The organism is Flavobacterium laiguense, assembly GCF_003097655.1.
GTDB classification, from domain to species: Bacteria; Bacteroidota; Bacteroidia; order Flavobacteriales; family Flavobacteriaceae; genus Flavobacterium; species Flavobacterium laiguense.
The window spans coordinates 122296-146570 of record NZ_QCZH01000002.1 but is presented as its reverse complement, the minus strand read 5'-3'; the positions used below and the strand labels follow the sequence as shown (position 1 = coordinate 146570).

Annotated in this window: 28 protein-coding genes; 13 read left to right on the top strand and 15 right to left on the bottom strand. The window is 32.4% G+C overall.

What is annotated here, in order from left to right; translation table 11 throughout:
• Positions 1 to 54: 54 nt before the first annotated feature.
• From DB891_RS03430 to DB891_RS03415, 4 genes are all read right to left on the bottom strand, one after another.
• Positions 55 to 1551 (bottom strand): malate:quinone oxidoreductase, encoded by a 1497-nt coding sequence (locus DB891_RS03430; protein WP_116760609.1) that lies wholly within the window; start codon positions 1549 to 1551, stop codon positions 55 to 57.
• Positions 1552 to 1666: 115 nt separating this feature from the next.
• Positions 1667 to 2077 carry a Holliday junction resolvase RuvX gene (ruvX, locus tag DB891_RS03425; protein WP_116760607.1) on the bottom strand — a complete coding sequence of 137 codons (411 nt, stop codon included), beginning with the start codon at positions 2075 to 2077 and terminating at the stop codon, positions 1667 to 1669.
• Entirely contained in the window at positions 2078 to 2359 is a 282-nt protein-coding gene (locus DB891_RS03420; RefSeq protein ID WP_116760605.1) for a type II toxin-antitoxin system RelE/ParE family toxin, read from the bottom strand. It lies immediately after the preceding gene.
• On the bottom strand, positions 2340 to 2582 hold the full coding sequence (locus tag DB891_RS03415; protein WP_116760603.1) for a hypothetical protein: 243 nt from the start codon (positions 2580 to 2582) through the stop codon (positions 2340 to 2342). Before DB891_RS03415 ends, DB891_RS03420 begins: the two co-directional genes overlap by 20 nt.
• A gap of 239 nt (positions 2583 to 2821) precedes the next feature.
• Between DB891_RS03415 and DB891_RS03410 the strand changes: the two genes are divergently transcribed.
• Positions 2822 to 3637, top strand: coding sequence for a 2,3,4,5-tetrahydropyridine-2,6-dicarboxylate N-succinyltransferase (locus DB891_RS03410; protein ID WP_116760601.1), 816 nt, complete (start codon positions 2822 to 2824; stop codon positions 3635 to 3637).
• A gap of 175 nt (positions 3638 to 3812) precedes the next feature.
• Here DB891_RS03410 and DB891_RS03405 read toward each other — a convergent pair whose 3' ends face one another.
• On the bottom strand, positions 3813 to 4571 hold the full coding sequence (locus DB891_RS03405; RefSeq protein ID WP_116760599.1) for a lipopolysaccharide kinase InaA family protein: 759 nt from the start codon (positions 4569 to 4571) through the stop codon (positions 3813 to 3815).
• A 155-nt stretch (positions 4572 to 4726) separates the two neighbouring features.
• Here DB891_RS03405 and DB891_RS03400 point away from each other — a divergent pair, with 155 nt between their 5' ends.
• Positions 4727 to 5785: a glycosyltransferase family 9 protein gene (locus DB891_RS03400; RefSeq protein ID WP_116760597.1), complete on the top strand. Its 1059-nt coding sequence runs from the start codon at positions 4727 to 4729 to the stop codon at positions 5783 to 5785.
• 35 nt (positions 5786 to 5820) lie between these two features.
• Here DB891_RS03400 and DB891_RS03395 read toward each other — a convergent pair whose 3' ends face one another.
• On the bottom strand, positions 5821 to 6636 hold the full coding sequence (locus tag DB891_RS03395; RefSeq protein ID WP_116760595.1) for a glycosyltransferase family 2 protein: 816 nt from the start codon (positions 6634 to 6636) through the stop codon (positions 5821 to 5823).
• A 53-nt stretch (positions 6637 to 6689) separates the two neighbouring features.
• Here DB891_RS03395 and DB891_RS03390 point away from each other — a divergent pair, with 53 nt between their 5' ends.
• Positions 6690 to 7427 carry a glycosyltransferase family 2 protein gene (locus DB891_RS03390; protein ID WP_116760890.1) on the top strand — a complete coding sequence of 246 codons (738 nt, stop codon included), beginning with the start codon at positions 6690 to 6692 and terminating at the stop codon, positions 7425 to 7427.
• Here DB891_RS03390 and DB891_RS03385 read toward each other — a convergent pair.
• Complete coding sequence (locus DB891_RS03385; RefSeq protein ID WP_116760593.1) at positions 7419 to 8129, bottom strand: polysaccharide deacetylase family protein; 711 nt, start codon at positions 8127 to 8129, stop codon at positions 7419 to 7421. The genes DB891_RS03390 and DB891_RS03385 overlap by 9 nt on opposite strands.
• 82 nt (positions 8130 to 8211) lie before the next feature.
• Here DB891_RS03385 and DB891_RS03380 point away from each other — a divergent pair, with 82 nt between their 5' ends.
• Complete coding sequence (locus tag DB891_RS03380; RefSeq protein WP_116760591.1) at positions 8212 to 8967, top strand: glycosyltransferase family 2 protein; 756 nt, start codon at positions 8212 to 8214, stop codon at positions 8965 to 8967.
• 27 nt (positions 8968 to 8994) lie between these two features.
• On the opposite strand, the gene DB891_RS03375 is transcribed toward DB891_RS03380, so the two are convergent.
• Positions 8995 to 9777 (bottom strand): DUF5672 family protein, encoded by a 783-nt coding sequence (locus tag DB891_RS03375; RefSeq protein ID WP_116760589.1) that lies wholly within the window; start codon positions 9775 to 9777, stop codon positions 8995 to 8997.
• A gap of 277 nt (positions 9778 to 10054) precedes the next feature.
• Here DB891_RS03375 and DB891_RS03370 point away from each other — a divergent pair, with 277 nt between their 5' ends.
• The 9 genes from DB891_RS03370 (at position 10055) to DB891_RS03330 (ending at position 19488) form a co-directional block, all read left to right on the top strand.
• The gene (locus DB891_RS03370; protein WP_116760587.1) at positions 10055 to 11011 is read left to right on the top strand and encodes a glycosyltransferase; all 957 of its coding nucleotides are present in this window, start codon (positions 10055 to 10057) and stop codon (positions 11009 to 11011) included.
• 230 nt (positions 11012 to 11241) lie between these two features.
• A complete protein-coding gene (locus tag DB891_RS03365; protein WP_116760585.1) occupies positions 11242 to 12840 on the top strand; it encodes a capsule assembly Wzi family protein in 1599 nt (532 codons plus the stop codon).
• 81 nt (positions 12841 to 12921) lie between these two features.
• The gene (locus tag DB891_RS03360) at positions 12922 to 13785 is read left to right on the top strand and encodes a glycosyltransferase family protein (RefSeq protein WP_116760583.1); all 864 of its coding nucleotides are present in this window, start codon (positions 12922 to 12924) and stop codon (positions 13783 to 13785) included.
• A gap of 95 nt (positions 13786 to 13880) precedes the next feature.
• On the top strand, positions 13881 to 14861 hold the full coding sequence (locus tag DB891_RS03355; protein WP_116760581.1) for a glycosyltransferase family 2 protein: 981 nt from the start codon (positions 13881 to 13883) through the stop codon (positions 14859 to 14861).
• A 116-nt stretch (positions 14862 to 14977) separates the two neighbouring features.
• Entirely contained in the window at positions 14978 to 15544 is a 567-nt protein-coding gene (locus tag DB891_RS03350) for an L-threonylcarbamoyladenylate synthase (RefSeq protein ID WP_116760579.1), read from the top strand.
• Between the two features lie 35 nt (positions 15545 to 15579).
• On the top strand, positions 15580 to 15963 hold the full coding sequence (locus tag DB891_RS03345; protein ID WP_116760577.1) for a GxxExxY protein: 384 nt from the start codon (positions 15580 to 15582) through the stop codon (positions 15961 to 15963).
• Between the two features lie 24 nt (positions 15964 to 15987).
• Positions 15988 to 17403 (top strand): CCA tRNA nucleotidyltransferase, encoded by a 1416-nt coding sequence (locus DB891_RS03340; RefSeq protein ID WP_116760575.1) that lies wholly within the window; start codon positions 15988 to 15990, stop codon positions 17401 to 17403.
• 20 nt (positions 17404 to 17423) lie between these two features.
• Positions 17424 to 18446, top strand: coding sequence for a COX15/CtaA family protein (locus DB891_RS03335; RefSeq protein WP_189337093.1), 1023 nt, complete (start codon positions 17424 to 17426; stop codon positions 18444 to 18446).
• A 268-nt stretch (positions 18447 to 18714) separates the two neighbouring features.
• On the top strand, positions 18715 to 19488 hold the full coding sequence (locus DB891_RS03330; RefSeq protein WP_116760571.1) for a CDP-alcohol phosphatidyltransferase family protein: 774 nt from the start codon (positions 18715 to 18717) through the stop codon (positions 19486 to 19488).
• 92 nt (positions 19489 to 19580) lie between these two features.
• Here the strand turns inward: DB891_RS03330 and DB891_RS03325 are convergent, their stop codons facing one another.
• The 7 genes from DB891_RS03325 to DB891_RS03295 all read right to left on the bottom strand — a co-directional run bounded on the left by DB891_RS03325 (position 19581) and on the right by DB891_RS03295 (position 24065).
• Positions 19581 to 20351: a LytR/AlgR family response regulator transcription factor gene (locus DB891_RS03325; RefSeq protein ID WP_116760569.1), complete on the bottom strand. Its 771-nt coding sequence runs from the start codon at positions 20349 to 20351 to the stop codon at positions 19581 to 19583.
• 145 nt (positions 20352 to 20496) lie between these two features.
• On the bottom strand, positions 20497 to 20850 hold the full coding sequence (locus tag DB891_RS03320) for a 2TM domain-containing protein (protein ID WP_116760567.1): 354 nt from the start codon (positions 20848 to 20850) through the stop codon (positions 20497 to 20499).
• A 148-nt stretch (positions 20851 to 20998) separates the two neighbouring features.
• The gene (locus DB891_RS03315; protein ID WP_116760564.1) at positions 20999 to 21304 is read right to left on the bottom strand and encodes a 2TM domain-containing protein; all 306 of its coding nucleotides are present in this window, start codon (positions 21302 to 21304) and stop codon (positions 20999 to 21001) included.
• A gap of 2 nt (positions 21305 to 21306) precedes the next feature.
• Positions 21307 to 21645, bottom strand: coding sequence for a 2TM domain-containing protein (locus DB891_RS03310; protein ID WP_223256040.1), 339 nt, complete (start codon positions 21643 to 21645; stop codon positions 21307 to 21309).
• Positions 21636 to 22988: a 2TM domain-containing protein gene (locus tag DB891_RS03305; RefSeq protein ID WP_116760560.1), complete on the bottom strand. Its 1353-nt coding sequence runs from the start codon at positions 22986 to 22988 to the stop codon at positions 21636 to 21638. The genes DB891_RS03310 and DB891_RS03305 overlap by 10 nt, the downstream gene beginning before the upstream one ends.
• A 24-nt stretch (positions 22989 to 23012) precedes the next feature.
• On the bottom strand, positions 23013 to 23633 hold the full coding sequence (locus DB891_RS03300; protein WP_116760558.1) for a hypothetical protein: 621 nt from the start codon (positions 23631 to 23633) through the stop codon (positions 23013 to 23015).
• A gap of 18 nt (positions 23634 to 23651) precedes the next feature.
• Positions 23652 to 24065: a DUF2141 domain-containing protein gene (locus DB891_RS03295; protein ID WP_189337088.1), complete on the bottom strand. Its 414-nt coding sequence runs from the start codon at positions 24063 to 24065 to the stop codon at positions 23652 to 23654.
• Between the last annotated feature and the right edge of the window lie 210 nt (positions 24066 to 24275).

Genomic DNA, 24275 nt, shown 5'->3' with positions numbered 1-24275 from the left:
TTTTCAAGTAGTGGCTGAAAACTGAGACTGAAAACTACAACTGGGACTAAAAAACTATTCTTCCAGTTTTAAAACCGTTGATGTGTTTTTTCTAATTTCTGCCAAAAGCTCCGGTTTATCATTCAAAGTTTGACCAAACGATGGGATCATAGCTTTGAATCTTTCCTGCCATTCTACAGACTTACTTTCTTCCTCAAAACATTTGGCAACCAATTCTACCATAATAGAAACAGCGGTCGAAGCTCCTGGAGATGCACCAAGTAGAACAGCCAATGAACCATCTGCAGTAGTAATCATTTCGGTACCAAATTCAAGTATTCCACCTTCTTTTTCATCTTTTTTGATTACTTGAACTCTTTGACCGGCACGTTCCAAAACCCAATCCTTCGCAACCGCTTTTGGCACATATTCCTTAAGAGCATTGATTCTGTCTTTTGGTGATTGACGCACTTGCTCAATTAGATATTTAGTAAGTGGTAAGTTTTTATAACCAGCAATAAGCATCGGAACAACATTATCCGTTTTTATAGAAAAGGGCAAATCAGAATACTTTCCATTTTTTAGAAAACGAGTAGAAAAACCAGCAAATGGCCCAAAAAGTAATGCTTTTTCTCCATTTATCATTCTGGAATCAATATGAGGAACAGACATAGGTGGTGCTCCAACACTTGCTTTACCGTATACTTTAGCTTCGTGTTTTGCGATAACTGCTGGATTGGTACATTTTAACCATTGTCCGCTTACCGGAAAACCTCCATATCCTTTTCCTTCTGGCACGTTTGCTTTCTCCAATAAAGGCAATGAACCTCCACCAGCACCAATAAAAACAAATTTCGTGTATACTTTTCTTTTTTGGCCATTCACCAAATCTTTTATTTTTATTCTCCAAGAACCATCCTCAAGTTTTTTCAACTTTCGCACCTGATGATTAAAATTTAAGGTAACCCCTTTCAATTGAGACAAATGCTTAAACATTCCTCTGGTCAATTCTCCAAAATTCACATCGGTACCAATTGCCATTGTTGTTCCTGCGTACTTTCCAGATTCTTTTCTGGACTCCATTACCAATGGCATCCATTCTTTTAATTTAGAAAAATCAGTGCTGAATTGCATATCCTTAAAAAGAGCATTCGGTTGCAAAACGTCAAATCTTTTCTTAAGATAATCAACATTTTTATCCCCCCAAACAAAACTCATGTGAGGAATACTTTTTATGAATTTTTCTGGAGAATCCATATACTTTTGATTGACTAAATAAGCCCAAAACTGTCGTGAGACCTCAAAGGATTCAGCAATACTGATTGCCTTTTTAGGATCAATACTTCCGTCTTCTTTTTGTGGAGTGTAATTTAGCTCGCAAAAGGCAGAATGTCCTGTTCCTGCATTATTCCATGCATCAGAACTTTCGGCAGCGGCAATATCCAATCTTTCGAATATTTCTATTTTAATATCGGGTTGTAACTCTTTAAGAATCAAACCAAGAGTGGCACTCATAATTCCAGCACCAATAAGTACTACATCAGTATTTGAACGTATTGTTGTATCAGGCATTTTTGTAATATTTTAAAAATGCAAAAGTACCTCTTAAAATCGCAAAAAAAAAGTTAAATTTAGTCGAAAAAGTTACGAAACAATAAAAAAATAAAGTACTTAATTGTAAAGCTATTTATTTTCGGTTCAAATAATCTTGAAGCATAATTGTAGCCGAAATTTCATCAATTAACGCTTTATTTTGGCGTTGTTTTTTATTGAGTCCGCTATCAATCATAGTTTGAAAAGCCATTTTAGAAGTAAAGCGTTCATCTACACGGATGACTTTCATGTCCGGAAAATGATTGGTAAAATGAGTTACAAATCCTTTTATAATAGAAGCGCTTTCAGAAGGTTCGCCATTCATTTGTTTGGGTTCGCCAATGAGAACAGCTTCTACTTTTTCTTTAGAAAAATAATCCTTTAAAAAAGCAATTGCAGTTGCAGAAGGAATCGTTGTCAAGCCCGATGCGATAATCTGCAATTCATCAGTAACAGCTATTCCAGTGCGTTTTTGTCCGTAATCTATGGAGAGTATTCTTGGCATTTATAAAGAATTTTTATATTTGATAAATCCAATAACAGTAATGATATTTTTATTTGCATCAATTTTATAAACACAAGTGTAACCCTTAAAAACATAATCTCTTATGTTTTCATCTTCAAAATATCGTGATTTTTTAAAATGAAAAGGATCCTTTAGATCTTTCTTAATATTTTTGATTAAATCTTTTCTGAATTTCAAAGCTGCCCGAGGTTTATCTTTATAAAGATATCGAACTTGATCTATCAAATCTAATTGAAAAACTTTACTTAATTCTATTGTCATATTCAGAAAAAATTTCATCCATCATTAAATCTAATTCATCCAAAGAACAACATTCGGCTGTTCCATTTTCAACCTTAGCCAATGAAATATCCAATTTGCGTTTATTCTCATCGAAATCGGGGTCTTCTTGCTCAATTTTTAATTCATCCGAAGAAAATGAACTTAATAATTCCAAGAGCTTGGCTCTTATTTTGGGTTGAAATTCTAATCGTAACGTTTCCATGGCAATTTCATTTAATTAACAAAGATACCACTTTTTAATCTAAAATTAATTTCACAAAACAAATCTCTATCTAGTTACACCTATAACATTTTCCATACAATTTCTGTTTTTTGCTATTGCTTAAAAATGGTATCTTTGCCAAAAATCTAAGAAAAATGAAATCGCCATGATTCCAATCACAAATACTGATGAAGAATGGCGATACCATATTCCATTAAAAAAACAAATATTATCATCATATGAATCCATTACAACCAATAATAGAACAAGCTTGGGAAAACCGTGCTTTGCTACAAGAAACAACAACTACTGATGCTATCAGAGCAGTTATAGAATTATTAGATACCGGAAAATTACGTGTTGCAGAGCCTGTTGGCGAAGGATGGCAAGTAAACGAATGGGTAAAAAAAGCCGTTGTGATGTACTTCCCTATTCAAAAAATGGAAACATTAGAATCTGGAATTTTTGAGTACCACGACAAAATGTTACTAAAAAGAGGTTATGCCGAAAAAGGAATTCGTGTAGTTCCCAATGCTGTCGCTCGTTATGGTGCTTACATCTCAAGTGGTGTAATCTTGATGCCGAGTTATGTAAACATCGGAGCTTATGTAGACGAAGGAACCATGGTAGATACTTGGGCAACCGTAGGAAGTTGTGCCCAAATTGGCAAAAACGTACACTTAAGTGGTGGTGTTGGTATTGGTGGTGTTCTTGAACCATTACAGGCTGCACCGGTAATTATCGAAGACGGTGCTTTTATTGGATCTCGTTGTATTGTAGTTGAAGGCGTTCATGTAGGTAAAGAAGCTGTTCTTGGCGCCAATGTATGTTTGACAGCTTCGACAAAAATTATTGATGTAACTGGTGACGAACCTGTAGAAATGAAAGGTTTTGTTCCTGCTCGTTCAGTGGTAATCCCTGGAAGTTACACTAAGAAATTTGCTGCTGGAGAATTCCAAGTGCCTTGCGCATTGATTATTGGAACCCGTAAACCATCTACTGATTTGAAAACATCGTTGAATAACGCTTTACGTGAATATGATGTAGCTGTGTAAATTTTAGAATGCAGGTTTTAGATTGCAGATTTGCAGACTGAACACTTTGCAATTGAAACGAACAAATACTGGTTATTAGCTATATAAAGCAGTAAGATAAATATTAAAAAATCCAAATTCTAATGATCATATCAATTAGAATTTGGATTCTTTTTTGGGATTTGACTTTTGAAATTTATTTTCTGCCTATTTTTCTCTTTAGGTATTTCTTTTTGGTAATTTTTCTTTTGAATTGCGTTGTTTTGTCTAAAAGAATGGCTTGTAATTTTTCTTCGGGTTGGTTGCTCAATTTAGCATAAGCCTTTGCCACCACTTTCACCATCGTTTTGGACAGCCACATTTTCTTGAAATTATCCATTCGTTCCTCTATAGATAAGTTTTCGAATTTCATTCTATTTAGGTCTATTAGATAGAACTCATATTTTCCAGAGTCTTTTTTTACCACCAAAGTATTTCCTGGAGAATGATCTAGAAAATTAACCTTTGCTTCGTGCATTTTAAAAGTAAATGCAGCAAATTGTTCCAAAATCAAATTCCGCTCTGGAAATAATGGATTATGAATCAATTCCCGAATGGTAAAATCATAATCTATTTGTTGACAAATGTAATAACTGTCTTTCAATAGTCCCAAACTGCTTCTGTTTTCAATATAGGCAATTGGAAAAGGGGTTAAAATATCGTGATCCAACAAATAATTGGCGTAATCAAAAGAACGCTTCGCTTTGGTGCTTCTAAAAAAAGAGTAAATAATCGATTTGAATATTCCTGGTTTTTGAAAAAATTTAATATTTACTTTTTCATCCGCAAGAAAATTGGACTTGATTGTATTTCGGGTACCCTCAACAATCATTTCTCCTTCGTTAAAAAAATTAGCAACTAATTGAAGAATAGCTTCTTCTTTACTTTTATATTTCGAATGAATGATTATTGACACAGCTTACATTTATAATTTGGTTTAAAAGTATAAAAAATAGTACTTTGCACCAAGGAATAGTTTCATAAAGAAATAGGATTACCTCATCTAGGTTAATTCAAAAACCTCAATATTACAAATTACACACTACAAATCAGTAAAAATAAACAACAAGGATGAAAGTTTTAATCATACAAAACAAACGAATTGGGGATGTTCTAATCAGTTCAGTGATTGCGAATAATTTTAAAGCAAAATATCCTAATAGTGAAGTTCATTTTATAGCCTACGATTTTACACATGGAGTAATTATCAACAATCCCAATATTGACAAAATCATATCTATCAATGACAAAGAATTAAAAAAACTTCCTGTTTTATTCAAACTAATTCGTCAGATTAGAAAAGAAAAATATGACATCATTTTTGATCCGTATTCAAAAACACAAAGTAAATTGATTTGCAAATTTTCGGGAGCTGGACAAACTATTGGGCATAAAAGTAGAAAAAAACTAGGAAATTGGGGCTATTACACTCATCCTGTAGCCATTTCTAAAGAAAAGACCAAAATTTGCGGTAAGGCAATCGAAGACAGAATACACCTACTAAGCCAAGCTGGCAATTTTGAACCTATTGTTTACGAACCTAAAATATTTTTAACAGAAGAAGAGAAAAAAGAGGATTGGCTTGAAAAATACAAAAACAAAAAAGTAATTGTTTTGGGGATTTTGGGAAGTACTCCACAAAAATCGATGCCTTATCAATACGTGGCAGAAATTGTTGATTTTATTGCTTCAAACTACGATGTGAATATTCTTTTCAATTATGCACCACATCAGAAAGAGGAAGCACAAAAAATTTATAAAATGTGCAAAAACAAATCAAGCATCATTTTAGACATTTATGCCAAAAGCATCCGTGATTTCATCAAACTTATGAATCAATGCAATGTATTGGTTTCAAATGAAGGAGGGACAGTACACATCGCAAAAGCCCTGGACAAGCCTACTTTTACCATATTTTCTCCGTATGTAAACAAAGACCATTGGGCCAGTTTTGAAGATGGAAAATTCCATCACTCGGTACATTTAATGGAAATGAAACCAAATCTATTTGATAGTTTTACGTTTGAAGAACGTAAAAAAATAGAAAAAAACCCTGATGAATTATACAAACAGTTAACTCCTGAAATGATAATTCCTGAACTGGACACTTTCTTGAAAAATAATTTATAACAAAAAAGCATCCGTCAGTGGCGGATGCTTTTTTGTTATTTCACGATTCCAGAATCGGTCCAATTTCTCTTTTTCTCTTTAGTCTCTTTACGAATATTTCTGTTTTTATTGATTGATTCGGGTGTTGCATAGCCACGAGGATGGTCTAAATGCAAACAAACTGTACTGTAACGAATTTGTTTGGGTTTCAATCCATAATTCACCAATCGTTCTCCCAATTCTCGGTCTTGCCCGCCATATTGCATGCGCTCATCAAAACCATTTATTGCCAAGATGTCTTTTTTCCAACCCGAAGCGTTATGTCCATTCCAACTTGGGGTAGTTGGAGTCAAAAAATTTAAAATCAAACTTTTCAAGCCGGTAGCACTTACCTTATTATTTTTAAAAGACGATTTCATTCCGTTTTGCTGCAACCAAGAAACATCAAAACAATTTCCGGAATAAATATCTTCTTTTGTAATGTTTTTGGACAATTCCATCGGCAATTTATGATAACCCCCAGAAAGGAAATATCCTTCCTCTCGAAATTTAATATGCTGTTCTACAAAGTCCGGACGCGGAATACAATCACCGTCGGACATCATGATATAATCCGTCGTACAGGCTACTATCGCTTTATTAAGAATCTGTGATTTCTGAAAACCATTGTCTTCATGCCAAACGTGAATAATGGGATAAAAAACTTCCTTTTTCATCTCCTCGATTAAATCGAAAGTATCCTGGCGTGAACCGTCATCGGCAATCACCATTTCGAAATTACGATACGTTTGTGTGTTATATCCCCAAATGACTTTTTTAAGCCATTCGACGGAATTGTAGGTACTGATAATAACGGAAATATTCTTTTGCATAATGCGACAAAGGTAATTTAATTTTTCTAAATTTGTTTTTTCAAAAAAAAATAATGACTACACTCTCTGTAATTCTACCTACTTATAATGAAGCTTCCTATATAGAAGATGCTGTAAAATCAGTTGAATTTGCCGATGAAATAATTGTTATCGATTCCTTTAGTACGGATGGAACCAAAGAGAAAGCCATTGCCATGGGATGTAAAGTTTTGGAACGTAAGTTTGACAACTTTTCAAGTCAAAAAAACCACGCCATTTCCTATGCCACAGGAGATTGGGTTTTATTTATTGATGCCGATGAGCGCGTTTCCCAAAAATTAAAACTTGAAATTTTATCGGTTATCCAAAAAGGGGAACATCTGGGCTATAAAATTCAATTTCCTCATTTTTATATGAATCGTTTTTTATACCATAAAGTGGATAAAGTGGTACGCTTAGTCAAAAATGATTCTATCTCTTTTTCAGGAGACGTTCACGAAAAACTCTTGTTTAAAGGGAGTGTTGGCACTTTGAAAAACTTCATGATTCATTATACATACAAGGGGCTTTTTCATTTATTGCAAAAGAAAGATTCCTATGCTTGGTTTCAAGCCAATACGGCATTCAAAAAAGAAAAAAAAGCAACCTATTTTCATTTATTCTTCAAACCGTTTTACCGTTTTTTCTCTTCCTATTTTTTAAAGAGAGGATTTATGGATGGTATTCCAGGTTTGGCACTAGCCAGCATTAATGCTTATGGTGTTTTTTCGAGGTATGCTAAAATTATTTTAATCGAAAAAGGACTAAAATAACTTCAATTTCCCGAAACGTAATTTCAATTTAAACTTCAACATACTATCTTCCCCTTTTACATCGATTCGCATAATTTCATACGGATTTTTAAAAGGGAATTTATTAACCTGATTTCCTATCCGTAATCCTGCTTTTACATTATTCTGCTGCAAAATAGCATTGAATCTTGTTTTTTTCGGGTCTTTTTTAGGATAATTCCCAAAAGGGTAAGCAAGGGCATTGTAGACTTTCAGACCATTTTTCTCAATAATTTCAAAACATTTGGAAAAATCATCATTGATTTCAGCTGCTGTTAAATCAACATATCTTTTATGTGCAAAAGAATGCAGACCTAACTCCACTCTACTATCTAAAGCTTTCAATTGATCTATAGACATGATTTTCTCTTTCCCTTTATTCCATATATCTGAATTCCCAATATAACCAAATGGAATAAAAAAAGTGGCCTTCAAATTGTATTTTTGAAGCAGGGGAACGGCATAAACCAACTGATTTTCGGTTACATCATCAAATGTAAGAACTACGCTTTTAGGATTAAGCACTACCGTATTTTCCAATTCAGAAAAATGATACGTACTAAACCCCTTTTCGTGTAAATAACGAAACTGATTTTCTAAGGTATTGTAAAAAACGGTGAGTCCTTTACTATCCTTCTCCTCATTAGAAACATTATGGTACATCAATATGGGTAAACGAGTCATTTCGCTAATTTAAGTTTAAAATTACGACTGCAAATTTATTACATTTGTCCTTAAAATATCTAAAAATAGAAATCAAAATAATTTGAAACCAAAAATAACTGCCTTAGCCATTACTTTAAACGAGGAACAAAATGTAAAACGTTATGTTCAAAGTTTGTCTTTTGCCGATGAAATTATTTTTATTGACTCCAACAGCACCGACGCTACTGTTGCCCTTGCAAAAGAATTAGGTGTTACCGTTATTCAAAGACCATTTGATGATTTTTCAACACAGCGAAACTTTGCCATACAACAGGCCAAAAATGACTGGATTGTCTTTTTTGACTTAGACGAGCACATTACTCCTGAGCTCGAAAAGGAAATTATTTCCGTTACCACAAGTCCAAGTAATTTTATAGCTTTCTATGTAAAAATAAATTTCTATTTTTTTCAAAAAAAAATAAAATTCGGTGGCTGGCAAACCGATAAAGCTATTCGAGTTTTTAATAAAAACAACTGTAGTTATAATGGGAATTTAATTGATGAGACCATAACAGCTAATGGAAAAACTGGCATTCTAAAAAACCGTGTAGACCATTACAGCTACAAAAGCTTTGACCATTACAACAACAAACTCAATTTACAAAGTCAACTCCAAGCAAAAAGCCTTTACTTAAAAAACAAACGCCCCAATTTATACCATTTTTTCATTCGTCCCTATTTCCACTTTTGGTGGCAATATGCTTGTCGTTTGGGATTTTTGGATGGAAAAGAAGGGTTTGTTTTAGCTTATTTACATTCCTTTGCCGTATTCAAAAGGTATTTACAGCTCTGGATGATGTATCGAAAGGTTGAGTAAAAAAAGTGCTTTTTCTGATTATTATAGTTAATAATTATCCAATATGGGCTTCCAAAAATCAATTACTTTTGGCTTATTTATTCCATGGCAACCAAACGGAATTTCATTATTGACTAATTTGAAAGCAATTTTTGGTTTACGGTCTATGGCAAAATGTAGCGCTTCTCTATAATCTGGTATTTTAAAATCCTTATATAATTCTGGAACTTTAATAGACCAAAAAACATCCTCAATTGCATATATCTCTTTCTTTTCGGCACCCAAAAAATCAGAAATAAAAGCTTTTTGTTCTTTTGCAATTTTATAATGAATGCTGGTTTTACGCAACGAAAACCCACCATTTCCAACTTTATAAAAAATCTTCTTTCGTTCGTTTTTCTTTTTGGAATTAAAAATAGTGGCTATTTTATCAAAAATTTTCATGCCAACAGAATTATGTTGAGTAGCTATCCATGGAGCCCCAATATAATCATATCCTTTTCCACACCATTCCTTTAAAGTATCCTTAAAAACAAAAGCATCCAGTTGATATATCAATATGTATTCAGAATCCAAAAACCGTTCATAAAACGATTCAGACAAAAGCAGTTCATTATAACCTGAAATATTTTCAAAATAATGCTTTGAAAAAGTTTCTACCATAACATTAGAAAACTTCTCTGTAATATAAGCATTGTCAAGCCCTTCTGGCTGAACCAAAACAATTGGGTAATCTTTTAGGACATTAATGCATTGCAAAAAAGATTTTTCTTCAAGATCTCCGAAATAATTTCTATATATAGGTATAACAACTTTTACTAAATGTTCCATTTTTAATTTTAATTTTATTCTATAATTTTAAATCCTGATATAAGAACCTTATCCTTATTAATTGTAATTTTGGAAACGATAACCTTTAATCGGTTCGTCAAAATTAATCTTATAAATAACAAAAACCTCGATTATTCAGAATTTAATTCGGTTTTGGCGATCTAAAAAGAAGTTAAAACACCATCCAATTAGAACTTAAAAACTAATTTTGCTGCTTTATTTTTTTTAAAAAAAATAAAAGAAGCAAATAGATTAAACAACAAAACAAATTCAAAAAATGAAAATATCGGTAGCTTTATGTACTTATAACGGCGCATCTTATATCAAAAAACAATTAGATAGTATTTTATGTCAAAAAGAACATAAAATAGATGAAATTGTAATATGTGATGATAATTCTACAGATGAGACTCTGGAGATACTGAATAATTATAAGCTCATCTATCCCACTGTTTTTTCTATTAACAGCAACGATATCAACATTGGAAGCACTCATAATTTTGAAAAATCCCTGTCACTTTGTACTGGTGATTATATTTTTTTGGCAGACCAAGATGACATTTGGAAAGAGGACAAAGTCAGTAAAACTTTAGCCATCTTTGATTTAAACCCAACTGCTGAAGGTGTTTTTTCAAATGCAGACATGATAGATCAAAACGACAATCTTGTCCCATCTATAACCATTTGGGATTCTATATTTTTTTTAGAAAAAGAATTACCAAAACCCATTGACTTTTTTGATATTATTTCAAAAAACGGAAATATAGTAACAGGTGCAACTTTATGTATAAAAAACATTGTTAAGGATTTTATTTTTCCATTTACTGATGACGTTTTACATGACGAAAAAATAGCCAGTATTTTAGCATTACGAAACTCCCTTTTTTACTCAACTGAAAATCTAATTTCTTATAGAATTCATGACAAACAGCAAGTGGGTATGAAAAACATTCACAAACTTGTTTCCAAAAACAGATTAAAAAGAATAATTCTGGATTTAGAAAAACCATCGAGTTTCAAAGAATACAGACATTTATCCAAAAAAAAATATTTAAAATTTCACAAATCTAAAAAATACGAACATTCCAATTTTTTAAAAATTGACATTCAAGATTTAATAACTAAAAGTCATAGTGAGTTACACCTCTTGAATATCAAAATGAAATTAAAATTTCCAATTCGGTATCGAATTATTATGTTATCTGACAAAATACTTGGAAAACGTAAATCGTAAAAAACAAAACCTCTATAGAGTATAACACTTCCTAACTATTAAAAAAAAATCTAAACATCTACCGAATCATGTTTAGAGCCATTCTCAATTTAGTACAAATTGATTTACTTTGAAAAGATGGCTCTTTTAGCTTATTCCACAAAATATGAAATGTAAAATTTAAAAATATAAGTCTACCTTTGTTTTTTTTCTAAAAACACAAGAAACAACCTTGTAAAAACAGGCAACTTATGAATGTACAATTTCGAATTATTATTTTCTTATTAATTAGTAATACCTTATTAGCACAAAACATCCCTGTCGGATCCATTGATATGACAGAAACAAGATTAAGAAATGAGCAATTATTAGGAAGGAGAGATTCATTAACATCTTTTACGTTACGCCCCTTATCTCAAAGCTTACTAACTGGTTTGCAAACGAATTCTAATAGTGATTCTAAGAACAAATTTTTATTAAAAGCACTACCAATCCGTCTTACAGGACAGTACAATACACTAGCTCCTTCAGGGTGGAATGATGGAGCAATGATTCCTGACAAAGGCTACCAAACGCTGATCAGTGCTGGTTTTTTTGCTCAACATGGAATTTTGAGTGTACAATTAAAACCCGAATATATTTATGCAGCAAATCCCGATTTTGAAATTTTCCCTTTAACTGAAACAAGTTCGGCTCGTCTAAACTATGTTAATTATTTAAACCATACCGATTTACCTTCTCCATACGGTGACCAATCATACAATAATTTAAACTGGGGACAAAGTAATATCACTATTGCTATTAACAAATTTTCTATTGGACTTTCTACTGAAAACATGTGGTGGGGACCTGGAACAAGAAATTCACTTGTGATGAGCAATACAGCACCTGGATTCTTGCACTTTACACTTAACACAAAACAGCCTATAAAAACTTTTTTAGGTAGTTTTGAAGGGCAAATCATATCTGGAAAATTGGAAGGTTCAGGTAAATCTAGTCCAAAATCTCAATTTATTATTGACGGTATAGACAACGAGATTACCAAAACTAATGATTGGCGTTATATCAATGGATTATCTATTAACTATCAACCTAAGTGGATTCCTGGTTTATTTTTGGGTTTAAATCGTGTAATACAAGTATATCACGAAGATTTAGGACATACTTTTTCTGATTATTTCCCAATAATTAGCCCTTTTCAGAAAAAAAACACGGATGGTGAAGATGCAAAAAACAGAGATCAACTGGCTTCTCTCTTTTTTAGATGGGTTATGAAAGAATCAAAATTTGAATTTTATGGAGAATCTGGTTGGAATGACCATTCTCAAGATCTAACAGATTTATTTCAATCACCAGAACATTCTAGAGCCTATCTCTTTGGTTTTAACAAACTTTTCATGCTTAACAAAAATAAAAACAAATATTTAAAAGTAAATTTTGAAACTACTCATCTAGAGCAAAGTGCCGACCGTATTGTAAGACCCGCAGGGGCTTGGTATATGCACGGGTCTGTTTTACATGGATACACCCATAAAGGAGAAGTTCTTGGAGCAGGTATAGGCCCTGGAAGCAATTTACAGACTTTAGATTTCAGTGTTTGGGAAAAGGATAAAGTATGGGGGGTACAAGTAGAACGTTATGCTCATAATATGGATTTTTACTATGATGCCTACACGGATTATAATCACAAATGGGTTGATTTAGCATTAAATACTTATGCCTATCGAAAATATGGTAATTTAGGAATTCAAGCTAAAATAAATACTTCACTAATGGGCAACTATCAGTATCAGTATAACAATAACCTCATAAACATGCAATTCCAGCTTAGCTTGGAATATTATTTTTAATATTAAAAAAAAACATTTTACTATTATCCATCTTAACAAATTAAAGTTAATTCCTGTAAAAAATAAAATACAAATTTAAACATGAAAATAGCTGCCTGTGTAATATTGTATTATCCGAAGGAAGACGATTTACAAAACATATCAACCTATTTACCCAAAGTAGAAAAACTATATGTTTATGACAATACCGAAAACAAAACTTTAAAATCTTATTTTAAAGAAAGTAATCCTAAAATCATGTACTTTTCCGATCTTGAAAATAAAGGAGTGTCAACCCGTTTAAATCAAGCTTGCAACCAAGCTATTACTGATGGTTTTGACTTTTTGTTGACAATGGATCAGGATTCTTCTTTTACGGAAGAAAATTTAGTAAAATATCTCATAGCCATTCAAAATTACCCCAACATAGAATCTGTTGCTCAATTTGGGTTAGAATATGATCCCGATGATAAAAAGGCAAATGACAACGAAATTGTAGCAGAAGAAGATTATGAATTAATCACTTCAGCTTCAATAATCAACTTAAAGAATTATATAAAAATTGGTAATTTTGATGAAAATCTATTCATAGATGGTGTCGATTTTGATTATTGCTTTGCCAGTTTACAAAAAGGGTTAAAATGTATTCGCTTCAAAAATATTTTTTTCAATCATTCTTTAGGAATTAAAGTAAAAAGGGGTTCATTTAAAACATTCTATCTTTTAAAAAAAGAAAAATATTTGTGTGCTCCTATTAGAATTTATTACTTAGTTAGGAACACACTCTATTTAGAAAAGAAATACGGAGCCATTTTTCCAGAATATATAGCAAAATTAAAAAAACGAAATAACAGTTCTATAAATACAAATCTAAATTATTCAAGCAATATATTTGAATATTTTAACTATAAAAGAAAAGCGATTTCCGATTTCAAAAACAATAGAATGGGTAAATACCAAGATTAAAACAGTAAGACAGGAGCGATCTAATCTGGTTGTTATTTATGTATGTTATAAAAATCAAGAATGTGGTCCTAATTATTTAAATATCAAATGACAGTATGAAATTATCCGTTGCTATGTGCACCTATAACGGTGAAAAATATATCAAAGATCAAATAGACAGCATTTTAAATCAATCTACCCCTATTCAGCAAATTATTATTTGCGATGATGGTTCAACCGATGCAACTATTAAAATCATTGAGCAATACCAATTAGAACATCCCGGAATTATCACTTTAGAAAAAAACCCAATAAACTTAAGAAGTAACAAGAATTTCGAGAAAGCAATCTCCATTTGTGATGGTGATTATATCTTTTTGAGCGATCAAGACGATGTTTGGAAAGTTAATAAAGTCGAAAAAATAATTGAACATTTTTCCAAAAATGAAACCTTAGAAGCCGTTTTTACGGACGCAGATTTGATAAATGACCAAAATGATAAATACAGCAATAAAAGTCTTTGGACATCGTTTTATTTTTTTGAAGACTTGTTAAAAAAACCTATTGATTTATATAAACTTCTAAAATTTAGAAGCACAATGGTTACTGGAGCAACACTATGCATAAAAAAAGAAATCAAAAAATTAATATTACCTATTCCAGACATTAAAAACTACTACCACGATGAATGGATCGCTACTGTTGCTGCTTCACGAAATAGATTGGATTATTTACCATACAAGCTAATTTCTTACAGAATTCATTCAGCGCAACAAGCCGGAATAGAGAACAAAGATCAAACTAAGAAAAAAGCGAAAAAATCATTAGCTATTATAAATCACCAATTAGGGAATACTTTTCCAAAATCTTATTCCCAATATAAAAGATTGTCAAACAATTATTTTAGAAATTATTATAAATTTAAAATCTTTGCCAAACAAATTGAGGGGGATCCTCAACAAATTTTCGAAAAAATTTCAGAAGAAAACCTATCGTTATTTAAAGAAACCGAGCTTAAACTAGAAAAAATCAATTCCTTTTTGTATTTTTTTAAAAAAAAAATAGACCAATTAAAAGGGAAAAGACAATTAAAATAAAATTTTCTCGTCATGTTAAATCACAATAGAGTCCCATTTTCTTCTACTTTATTTTAATCTGATTGACTATTTTAATGACCTCAAATAAATATCTTTGTAGCATATAAAAAATAACAATGGACATCAATCAAGAAATACAAAACGCTTACTTAGTTATAAAAGAAGGCGGTATCATCCTTTACCCTACAGATACCGTTTGGGGAATTGGTTGTGACGCGACTAATCCCGAAGCAGTTGCCAAAATATACAAACTCAAACAACGAGCCGAGACCCAAAGTATGATCTGCCTGATGAATGGCGAGAAAATGATCTACAATGTATTTAATGAAATTCCTGAAGTGGCTTGGCAAATAATGGATTTTTCCGAAAATCCTACGACTTTAATTCTAGACAAACCTCGAAATGTAGCTCCCAATATTATCGCACCCGATAATACCTTGGGGATTCGCGTTGTCAAAGAGCCTTTTTGCTTTAAATTAATGGAGCGTATGAAAAAACCATTAGTCTCTACTTCGGCCAATATCTCCGGTCAACCTACTCCAAAAAGTTTCAAAGAAATTAGCCCCGAAATTATAAAAGGCGTAGACTATGTTGTAAATTTGCACCACGATAAAATTGGAGGAAAACCTTCTACAATAATCAAATTAACTAATGATTCACAGGTAAAAGTGATAAGAAAATAGAGTTTACCGCAAATTCGCAAATTATTTAAAAATTTATGGAAGACTACTTACACAAAGAGGAAAGCTATGCTATTGTAGGGGTTCTTTATGAAGTACATAAAAATCTAGGAAAAGGATTTTCTGAAATTGTATATAAAGATGCATTAGAATATGAATTTACTCAACTCAATATTCCATTTGAAAGAGAGAAAGAGTTTACTGTAAGTTATAAAAACACAACATTAAAACATAAATTTTACGCGGACTTTGTAGTTTACGATAAAATAATCCTTGAAATAAAAACGGTTGATTGCTTCAACAATAGTCATTACAATCAATGCCTAAACTACTTAAAAATATCTAGAAATGAATTAGCAATTCTAGCCAATTTTAATCTAATATCATTAGAATATAAACGTATAGTAAAATCAAAAAAATAATTTGCGAATTTGCGGTTAAAAAAAATGAATTACAAAGAAGCCTTAAACAATAAAATATTCGAAGTCATTTCGCAAGCATCCCAGGAACTTAATATCGAAAGTTATGTGATTGGCGGTTTTGTACGTGACTTACTTTTAAACAGAGATTTCAAAAAAGACATTGATGTTGTTGCCGTTGGTAGTGGTATCGAATTGGCATTAAAAGTCTCTGAACTACTTCCTAAAAAACCAAAAGTTCAAGTTTTCAAAACCTATGGAACTGCCATGTTGCGTTTTGAAGATACCGAAATCGAATTTGTAGGTGCTCGAAAAGAATCCTATAATCTTGACAGTAGAAATCCTGTTGTAGAAAACGGAACCCTTGAAGACGATCAAAACCGTAGAGATTTTACGATTAACGCATTGGCTTTATCTTTGAACTCTCATAATTTTGGGGAACTTTCAGATCCATTCAACGGTATTTCCGACTTAGCAAGCAAAATCATAAAAACTCCTCTAGATCCAGACATCACTTATTCTGATGACCCTTTGCGCATGCTTAGAGGAATCAGGTTTGCAACCCAATTGGGTTTTGAAATAGACCAAAATTCATTGGACTCTATTACCAAAAATGCCGAACGTATCAAAATCATATCTGGAGAACGAATTGTAGATGAATTGAATAAAATTCTTTCTACCGATAAACCTTCCATTGGATTTCTTTTATTGTTTAAAACTGGACTTTTAGACATTATTCTTCCAGAATTGACTGCTTTAAACCAAGTGGAAGAAATAGAAGGACATACCCATAAAAACAATTTTTATCATACTTTAGAAGTCGTAGATAACATTTGTCCCAATACCGATGACGTTTGGTTACGTTGGTCTGCTTTGTTGCATGATATAGGGAAAGCACCAACCAAACGCTTTAACAAAAAACAAGGTTGGACGTTTCATGGACATGAATTTCTTGGCGGAAAAATGGCAAAAAAAATATTCGAACGCTTACACATGCCATTAAACCACAAAATGAAGTTTGTGCAAAAAATGGTTATCATGAGTTCTCGACCTATTGTTTTGGCGCAAGACATCGTTACTGACTCGGCAGTACGCCGTTTGGTTTTTGATGCTGGCGAAGATGTAGAAAATTTAATGACACTCTGTGAAGCCGATATCACTACCAAAAACCCCAATAAATTCAAGAAATACCATAGTAATTTTGAAATTGTTCGCAAGAAAATCGTGGAAGTGGAAGAACGCGATAATGTTCGTAATTTTCAACCGCCTATTTCTGGAGAAGAGATTATGGAAATTTTCAATTTGAAACCTTCCCGTGAAATTGGAATGCTAAAAGAAGCCGTGAAAGAAGCTATTTTAGAGGGCGAAATCCCGAATGAGTATCAAGCGGCTTATGATTTTGTATTAAAACGTGGAGAAAAATTAGGCTTGAAAAAAGTTTAAGAATATCTGAAAAGATTATAATAATGAAAAACAATAAATCTGTAATTATTTGGCTCCTTTCAGGTTGCTTTTTAGTGTTTGTAATGGTTGTAGTGGGTGGCATCACCCGATTGACCAATTCCGGTTTATCCATGACCGATTGGCATCTCGTTACCGACACGTTTCCTCCGCTAACCGAAGCCAAATGGCAAGAAGCTTTCGAACGATACAAACAATTTCCAGAATACCAAAAAATCAATATTCATAACGATTTCACCCTTTCAGATTATAAGTTCATCTATTTTTGGGAATGGTTTCACCGTTTTATCGGGAGAATAATCGGGTTGGTTTTTATCATCCCGTTCTTTTATTTCTTAATCAAGAAAAAAATTGACAAAGCCACTATAAACAAATGCTTTGTATTGTTGGGAATGGGGGCGCTACAAGGTTTTTTCGGCTGGTTTATGGTAAAAAGCGGTTTGGTTGACAATCCTGATGTAAGCCATTTTCGTCTTTCATTGCATCTTACCTTTGCATTTTTAACTTTTGCTTATACCCTATGGGTGGCGCTAGATCTAATCTATCCGGATAAAAAAGAAGCAATTGTTCCTTTACAAAAAATTGCACGATATGCTTTGCTATTTTTGCTTTTACAAATCATTTACGGAGGTTTCGTTGCAGGACTAAATGCTGGTTTAATTCACAACCATTGGCCAATGATGAGCGATGGACAATTCATTCACGACAGTGTCTTTATTGAGCAAAAAACACTGCTCTTGAATCTTACCGAAGGAAAAAGTGGTGTTCAATTGGTTCACCGAACATTAGCTTATTTTGTGGTTGGATTGATTGTATTCCTATATTTTAAAAGTAAAAAATACAACCTTAGCGCTCAACAAAAAAATGGATTGAATGCATTGCTATTTATTGTATTTCTTCAATTTACTCTAGGCGTTTTAACATTATTGTACAGTGTACCACTTTGGCTAGGTTTAACCCATCAAATTGTCGCATTCTTCCTCTTAACAGCAATGACCTACACTTTGCATCGACTGAGTAAATAACATCTTTCATAACAAAGAATAGAATTTAAACCATATAAGTCATATAAGTTCATTTAAGTCTAGCTTCATTTCCTAGTTCTTATATGTTCTTATATGACTTATGTGGTTCCTTTTTTTTATTATGCTTTTTGTTTAAATTCATTTTTACCCTGTTCACAATAGTGATACCCTCTCTTTTTTTAACTACAGTTTACCACCCAAATACTTAAAATAGCACTACTTTTGTAGACTGACTATATTGTCACATTTTGTTGTTTTACCTATTAAAATGTCTAAACTTGCTGCTCCCGATAAATTCATTGACTTATCCGATTACGGAAGACCGCTTGCAAAAATACTTGCCAATCAATTAAAAAATACTCGATTTACCCCCATTCATGTCACTCTTCTTTTTGGCATTTCAGGCTTGATTGGAATCTATTGTATTTTACAAAACCACTATTTTTTAGCCGCTTTTTTTATCGTTTTAAAATCAATAATTGATGCTGCCGATGGCGAATTGGCACGCATCAAAAACACACCTTCTTATACCGGGAGATATCTTGATAGTGTGTTTGATATCATCCTAAATTTTTTGATTTTTATGGCCATTTGTTATGTATCTAAAACAACTTTTGGGATGACTATTTTGGCTTTTATCGGGATACAATTGCAAGGCACTTTATACAATTACTACTATGTGATTTTGAGAAACAAATCGGTTGGCGGAGACAAAACCAGTCAGATTTTCGAGAACAAATCTCCTCGCGCTTTGCCTGGTGAAAATCAAAAACGGGTCGATATTTTGTTCCTAATTTACACCATTGTCTACGGAGCTTTCGACAAAATAATTCACACCTTAGACAAAGACGCCTACAAGGTTAAAACATTTCCAAATTGGTTTATGACACTACTTTCGATTTACGGATTGGGTTTTCAATTATTGATAATTGCCGTAATGCTACCATTGCATTACATCGAATTCATCGTGCCTTTCTTTATCGTTTACACCTCACTTATTTTTGTTCTTATTGGCATCAGAAAAGTGCTTATCAAAGCTTAAAACCGCCATAATTAAAATCTATACTAAATACTCAACTTTCAATAATTCAGCATTTTAAATACAACCACCTAAACTTTAATTTTGACATAGCTCTAACCTATCCAGTTTTTAAAATCAGACACCTTTTCTCTACTCACAACCACCTCATCTTCCTTGTAAGACGGCAAAACAATCTTCAATCTCGAGTTGCTGTACATTACAATTTCCTTTATTGCTTTGAGCGAAATAATGAATTTTCTACTGATTCGATAAAAAGCGGCAGTGTCTAATTCTTGCTCTAAAAGTTCCAAAGTACTATCCATTAAATAATTTCTATTATCGAAAGTATGAATATAAGTACCTTTATTTTCACTAAAAAAACATTCAATTTCATCGGTTGAAATCACTTTAAGATGCTGCCCTATTTTGACGGTATATCTTTTTTTGAATGTTTTTTCAAAAGGGTTCGAAAGCATTTTTTTGATCTGTTCAAAATCAAATTGCATCGATTCATTTCCCGTTATTTTTGAAATCTTAAAACGGTCTTTAAACTTCAAAACGGCTACTTCCAAATCATCTTCATCAATGGGTTTTAAAAGGTAATCAACGCTATTTAATTTGAAGGCGCGAAGTGCATATTCATCATAAGCGGTAGTAAAAACAACAGCACTTTTTATGTCTATTTTTTCGAAAATTTCAAAGGACAAACCATCCGATAATTGAATGTCTAAAAAGATCAAATCAGGGTGTTCATTTTTCGAAAACCAATCCAAGGCTTCTTCAACAGAATGAAGCATCACCCCTACTTGAATATTTATTTTTTCGAGTTTACGTTGCAGTAATCTTGCCGCCGGCTTTTCGTCTTCTATTATTATTGTGGTCATTTTTTTAGGTTAGAAATTAGAAGTTAGTAAATAGAGATTGCAGTTAGCAGTATTCAGTTATCAGGTTACCGATTGTTATAGATTGCAGGTTTTACCCTGATTACTGTTTTCTGCCATCTGAATACTGTCTTCTGAATACTAGTCCTCACTCCCATTTTTGGCTTTTGTCTTTATCCATAAATTCCTGAATTTTTCTTTCTTCCCAATCGGTATTAAAAAATAGATTTCTGCCAAAAACGGATAAACCATGTGCCAGCAATCCTATTCCCCAGAAGATGGCGACCGTAAAAGTTTCCCAACTAAAAAAATCGTTATCAGAATGCTCTGTATAATCAAATCTCGAAATAATCGAATATCCATTTACAAGTACATAAACCAAAGCGTGTACATAAAACCCTTTGATTCTTTTCACCCGTTTATAAGCCAACTCGTATCTTGTGTCTGGATTAAAATTTTCGTCTTGTACGTTTTCAAACAACTGTTTTCTATATCTTCCCATTGTGTTTTATTTATTATTAGACTCTAAGTGACTAAGGCACTAAGTTGCTAAGATTTAAACGATAAAATACTTCTCGAAATCGAGAATAAAATATTTTTTTTTTAAACTTAGAATCTTAAGAATTTAGCTCCTTAGCAACTCTAAATTATTATTTCCAAGTATTTTTTGACTGTTCTTCTTTTTCCATAAATTCTTTAATTTTTCGTTCTTCCCATTCTTTATTAAAAAACGGTGAATAATTAAAAACTTTCAATCCGTGAAAAAGCACTCCGATTCCCCATCCCAATAAGGGCCAAAAGAACCATAAATACTGTGGTGATGTTACTAAATTCAATATTAATAAAAAACAGTTTACCACGATATACGAAATCAGGTTCCCATAAAAACCTTTTATTTCCTCAACTCTTTTTCTCGCTTTATAGTAGCGATCTTCTTCTGTATATTGATTTTCCATGATTATTTCCAATTTTGTTTTTTAGATTCCTTTTCCATTATCCTTTTTATTTTACGCTCTTCCCAATTTTCTCCAAAAAAGTGATAAGTAATCAACATGTCAATTGCCGATATAAAAAAAATACTCGACCAAATTGCCAGCGCAAAAAAGTTAATATGCTTTAGAGGAAAAAAATTAAATGGTACTCCAAAATACTCTTTTAAAATAAAAACTAGTACTCCAATTAAGTAAATAAAAGCATGGATATAAAATCCTTTTAACTTCTTTACTTTCCTTCTTGCTATTTCAACAAGTTCTTTTTCTTGATATTCGTTTCTATGTATTTCCATGATTATTTCCAAGTTTGCTTGTTGTCTTCTTTATCCAATATTTCTTTTATTTTTCTTTCTTCCCAATTGGCTCCGTACCCAAATACCTGGAAAGCATGCATCGTTAACCCAAATCCCCAACCCGCTGCGGAGAACCAAAACCAATGAAATTTTGGCATGTAGGTTAGATTGATAAAAATTAAAATCGGAATTACACAGCAATAGGAAATTAAGTTCCCGTAAAATCCTTTGAGTTGTTCTACTCTCTTTTTTGCTCTGTAATACGCATTATTTTCGCTGTAATTTGCAGTTGTTTCCATAACACTAATTTGTTTGGTTAAAATAGGTATCTTAACCGTAAACGTTTGTTCATTTTGCTCTATCAATACCTTTCGGTTGGTAATAATTCCGTAGCGATCGACAATATTTTGCAAGCCTACGCCTTGACGACTTTGCAACACTTCTTTCTTTTGATAATCATTTTGAACCGCCAAATATTCTCCTTCAATGAATATCCGAATGTGCAACGGTTTTTGTTCGCTTACCACATTGTGCTTTACTGTATTTTCTAATAACAGCTGCAACGAAAGCGGCACCACTTTGGCCTCTGGATTTATAGCTGTTTCTGGCAATTCATAAAACAAACTGTTCTCGAAACGCATTTTCAACAAATTCATATACGTTTTGGCAAAAGACAACTCTTCGGCAACCGAAACCAGTTCTTTGTCTTTTTGTTCCAACACATAGCGGTAAATTTTAGACAATGAAGTCGTAAATCGTTGTGCGTTCTCCGGATTCTCTTCAATCAACGAACTCAACACATTCAGGCTATTAAAAAGAAAATGCGGATCGATTTGGTTTTTTAAGGTTTCAAACTTTGCGTTGGCTGTTCCTGCAATGATTTTTTGTTCAGTTACTTTCCTTTCTTGTAAAACTTTATAAAAATGAAAAGCGTGAATTCCCAGCAAAACAATTATTGCAATAACGGAGGAGACTACATAGTTTGAAGCTTTCTCGTCGCGTAAAAATGCTTCTAAAGTGTTTTTCTCAATTATTACATCTTCAAAAATTCGCAATAAAAAAATACAGAATAGTGTAGTAACAAAAGAAAGAACAAAACCAATTATCAATCGTTTTGGGCTGTATCTGTTATTAATAAAAACAGCGTCTAATTTAATATAAATCGTTGCATTAACAAAATAAAGAGATAGGCTGTAAACCATACAATAAAAAAGTCTAATCCCTAAATCATATCCAATTTGCGAAGAATTTTCAAATTTTATTCTACCATACAAAAATTCAATAAAAAGCAACACTAAAAAGATAAGAAAACTAATTGTTAGTGCTTTTGGAATTTCTTTTGTTAATTTGTCCATATTTTATTGATTAGAAGCTTATATTTATTTACAATTTTTCAATGCAGCTTGCGCTCTATCCAATCCCCATTTTGGTGAGAAAGGCGTTTCCGGTTTAAAAGTAGCAAAAAGTCCAATAGATTTGTCAACTTCTTTGCATAAAGGTTTGGTATCAATTCCGGTCCATTTTGCTCCTTGCATTTGAAAATCGGCTTTTCCGAAAACTGCTCTAGGATTTTCTGGCGCCAATGCTTCTGCTTTCGCATACATTTCCATCGTTTTACCAGAATATTTCATCCCGTTTGTCATCGGATCCATAACAATCCAGGCGGTGTAAATCATGGCTTGCATCACATACAGTTCAGCGTTGTCTTGGTCTTTTATCATTTCTACATCCAAAGCATCCTGAGCTTTGGTAAGCAACGCATTTACTTGGGTTTTATCCTGAATGGCAAAAGAACTGGTTGTATTGACCAAAGCCACATAATAATTAGGCAACCAACTTGTTTTGTCTGCAGATGCAATTCTTTCGAACATCGCCGAAGCTTCGGTATTTTTTCCTTCTTTCCATAACTGGAATGCTTTTCCCATTCCTTGTTCAAACTGTCCTTGAGCTGAACTTATTACAGCGACTAATAATGCGATAGTGGTGATAATCTTTTTCATTTTGATTAATGTTAATTATTAGTTATTAAATTTTACGTCTATTTTTAAATCTTTATTGATATTGAATTTAGCATCTTCATATTTTGGAGGTCCCATAAATCCTTTAGCATTGTTCGAACAAGCCACACCTTCGGATGGGATTCCCATTATATTTTTATCCAATTTTCCGTTGCTGTTTTCATCTTGATAAACAGAAACTCCGTATTCGCCTTTCGGAATGCCGACAAAAGTAACTGTAGCACTATTTCCTTTAATTTCAGAAGTAATGCTTTTGTAAGTTGATTTTAGAAACGTTCCATCCGAATTGTACAAACCTACTTTAAGAACTCCTGTATTGTTTTTTAAACCCGAAACAGAAACAGTAAGATTGACGTTTTGAGCAGACATTAGACTACAAATAAAAAATGCGATTGTGGTGGTAATTTTTAACATGGCTTTTGATTTTTGGTTGTTATTTTAAAAATTGATATTGCTATTACTATTGCTATTGCTTTTATTCTTGAACAAATTTATATTGGTTGTAAGACTTTTAAAATTTATAATAACCGAACTGTTGATTTTGATAGATGAATTGTTTTTTTTTAGTTTCTAAGTTCCTGAGTTCCTAAGCTGCTAAGAAAAATAGAAAAAAAAGTCATAATA

Coding starts and splice junctions, on each gene's coding strand:
- DB891_RS03430 (WP_116760609.1), bottom strand. CDS start 1,551: ATGCCTGATACAACAATACGTTCAAATACTGATGTAGTACTTATTGGT.
- ruvX (WP_116760607.1), bottom strand. CDS start 2,077: ATGCCAAGAATACTCTCCATAGATTACGGACAAAAACGCACTGGAATA.
- DB891_RS03420 (WP_116760605.1), bottom strand. CDS start 2,359: ATGACAATAGAATTAAGTAAAGTTTTTCAATTAGATTTGATAGATCAA.
- DB891_RS03415 (WP_116760603.1), bottom strand. CDS start 2,582: ATGGAAACGTTACGATTAGAATTTCAACCCAAAATAAGAGCCAAGCTC.
- DB891_RS03410 (WP_116760601.1), top strand. CDS start 2,822: ATGAATCCATTACAACCAATAATAGAACAAGCTTGGGAAAACCGTGCT.
- DB891_RS03400 (WP_116760597.1), top strand. CDS start 4,727: ATGAAAGTTTTAATCATACAAAACAAACGAATTGGGGATGTTCTAATC.
- DB891_RS03395 (WP_116760595.1), bottom strand. CDS start 6,636: ATGCAAAAGAATATTTCCGTTATTATCAGTACCTACAATTCCGTCGAA.
- DB891_RS03390 (WP_116760890.1), top strand. CDS start 6,690: ATGACTACACTCTCTGTAATTCTACCTACTTATAATGAAGCTTCCTAT.
- DB891_RS03385 (WP_116760593.1), bottom strand. CDS start 8,129: ATGACTCGTTTACCCATATTGATGTACCATAATGTTTCTAATGAGGAG.
- DB891_RS03375 (WP_116760589.1), bottom strand. CDS start 9,777: ATGGAACATTTAGTAAAAGTTGTTATACCTATATATAGAAATTATTTC.
- DB891_RS03370 (WP_116760587.1), top strand. CDS start 10,055: ATGAAAATATCGGTAGCTTTATGTACTTATAACGGCGCATCTTATATC.
- DB891_RS03365 (WP_116760585.1), top strand. CDS start 11,242: ATGAATGTACAATTTCGAATTATTATTTTCTTATTAATTAGTAATACC.
- DB891_RS03360 (WP_116760583.1), top strand. CDS start 12,922: ATGAAAATAGCTGCCTGTGTAATATTGTATTATCCGAAGGAAGACGAT.
- DB891_RS03355 (WP_116760581.1), top strand. CDS start 13,881: ATGAAATTATCCGTTGCTATGTGCACCTATAACGGTGAAAAATATATC.
- DB891_RS03350 (WP_116760579.1), top strand. CDS start 14,978: ATGGACATCAATCAAGAAATACAAAACGCTTACTTAGTTATAAAAGAA.
- DB891_RS03345 (WP_116760577.1), top strand. CDS start 15,580: ATGGAAGACTACTTACACAAAGAGGAAAGCTATGCTATTGTAGGGGTT.
- DB891_RS03340 (WP_116760575.1), top strand. CDS start 15,988: ATGAATTACAAAGAAGCCTTAAACAATAAAATATTCGAAGTCATTTCG.
- DB891_RS03330 (WP_116760571.1), top strand. CDS start 18,715: ATGTCTAAACTTGCTGCTCCCGATAAATTCATTGACTTATCCGATTAC.
- DB891_RS03325 (WP_116760569.1), bottom strand. CDS start 20,351: ATGACCACAATAATAATAGAAGACGAAAAGCCGGCGGCAAGATTACTG.
- DB891_RS03320 (WP_116760567.1), bottom strand. CDS start 20,850: ATGGGAAGATATAGAAAACAGTTGTTTGAAAACGTACAAGACGAAAAT.
- DB891_RS03315 (WP_116760564.1), bottom strand. CDS start 21,304: ATGGAAAATCAATATACAGAAGAAGATCGCTACTATAAAGCGAGAAAA.
- DB891_RS03305 (WP_116760560.1), bottom strand. CDS start 22,988: ATGGACAAATTAACAAAAGAAATTCCAAAAGCACTAACAATTAGTTTT.
- DB891_RS03300 (WP_116760558.1), bottom strand. CDS start 23,633: ATGAAAAAGATTATCACCACTATCGCATTATTAGTCGCTGTAATAAGT.
- DB891_RS03295 (WP_189337088.1), bottom strand. CDS start 24,065: ATGTTAAAAATTACCACCACAATCGCATTTTTTATTTGTAGTCTAATG.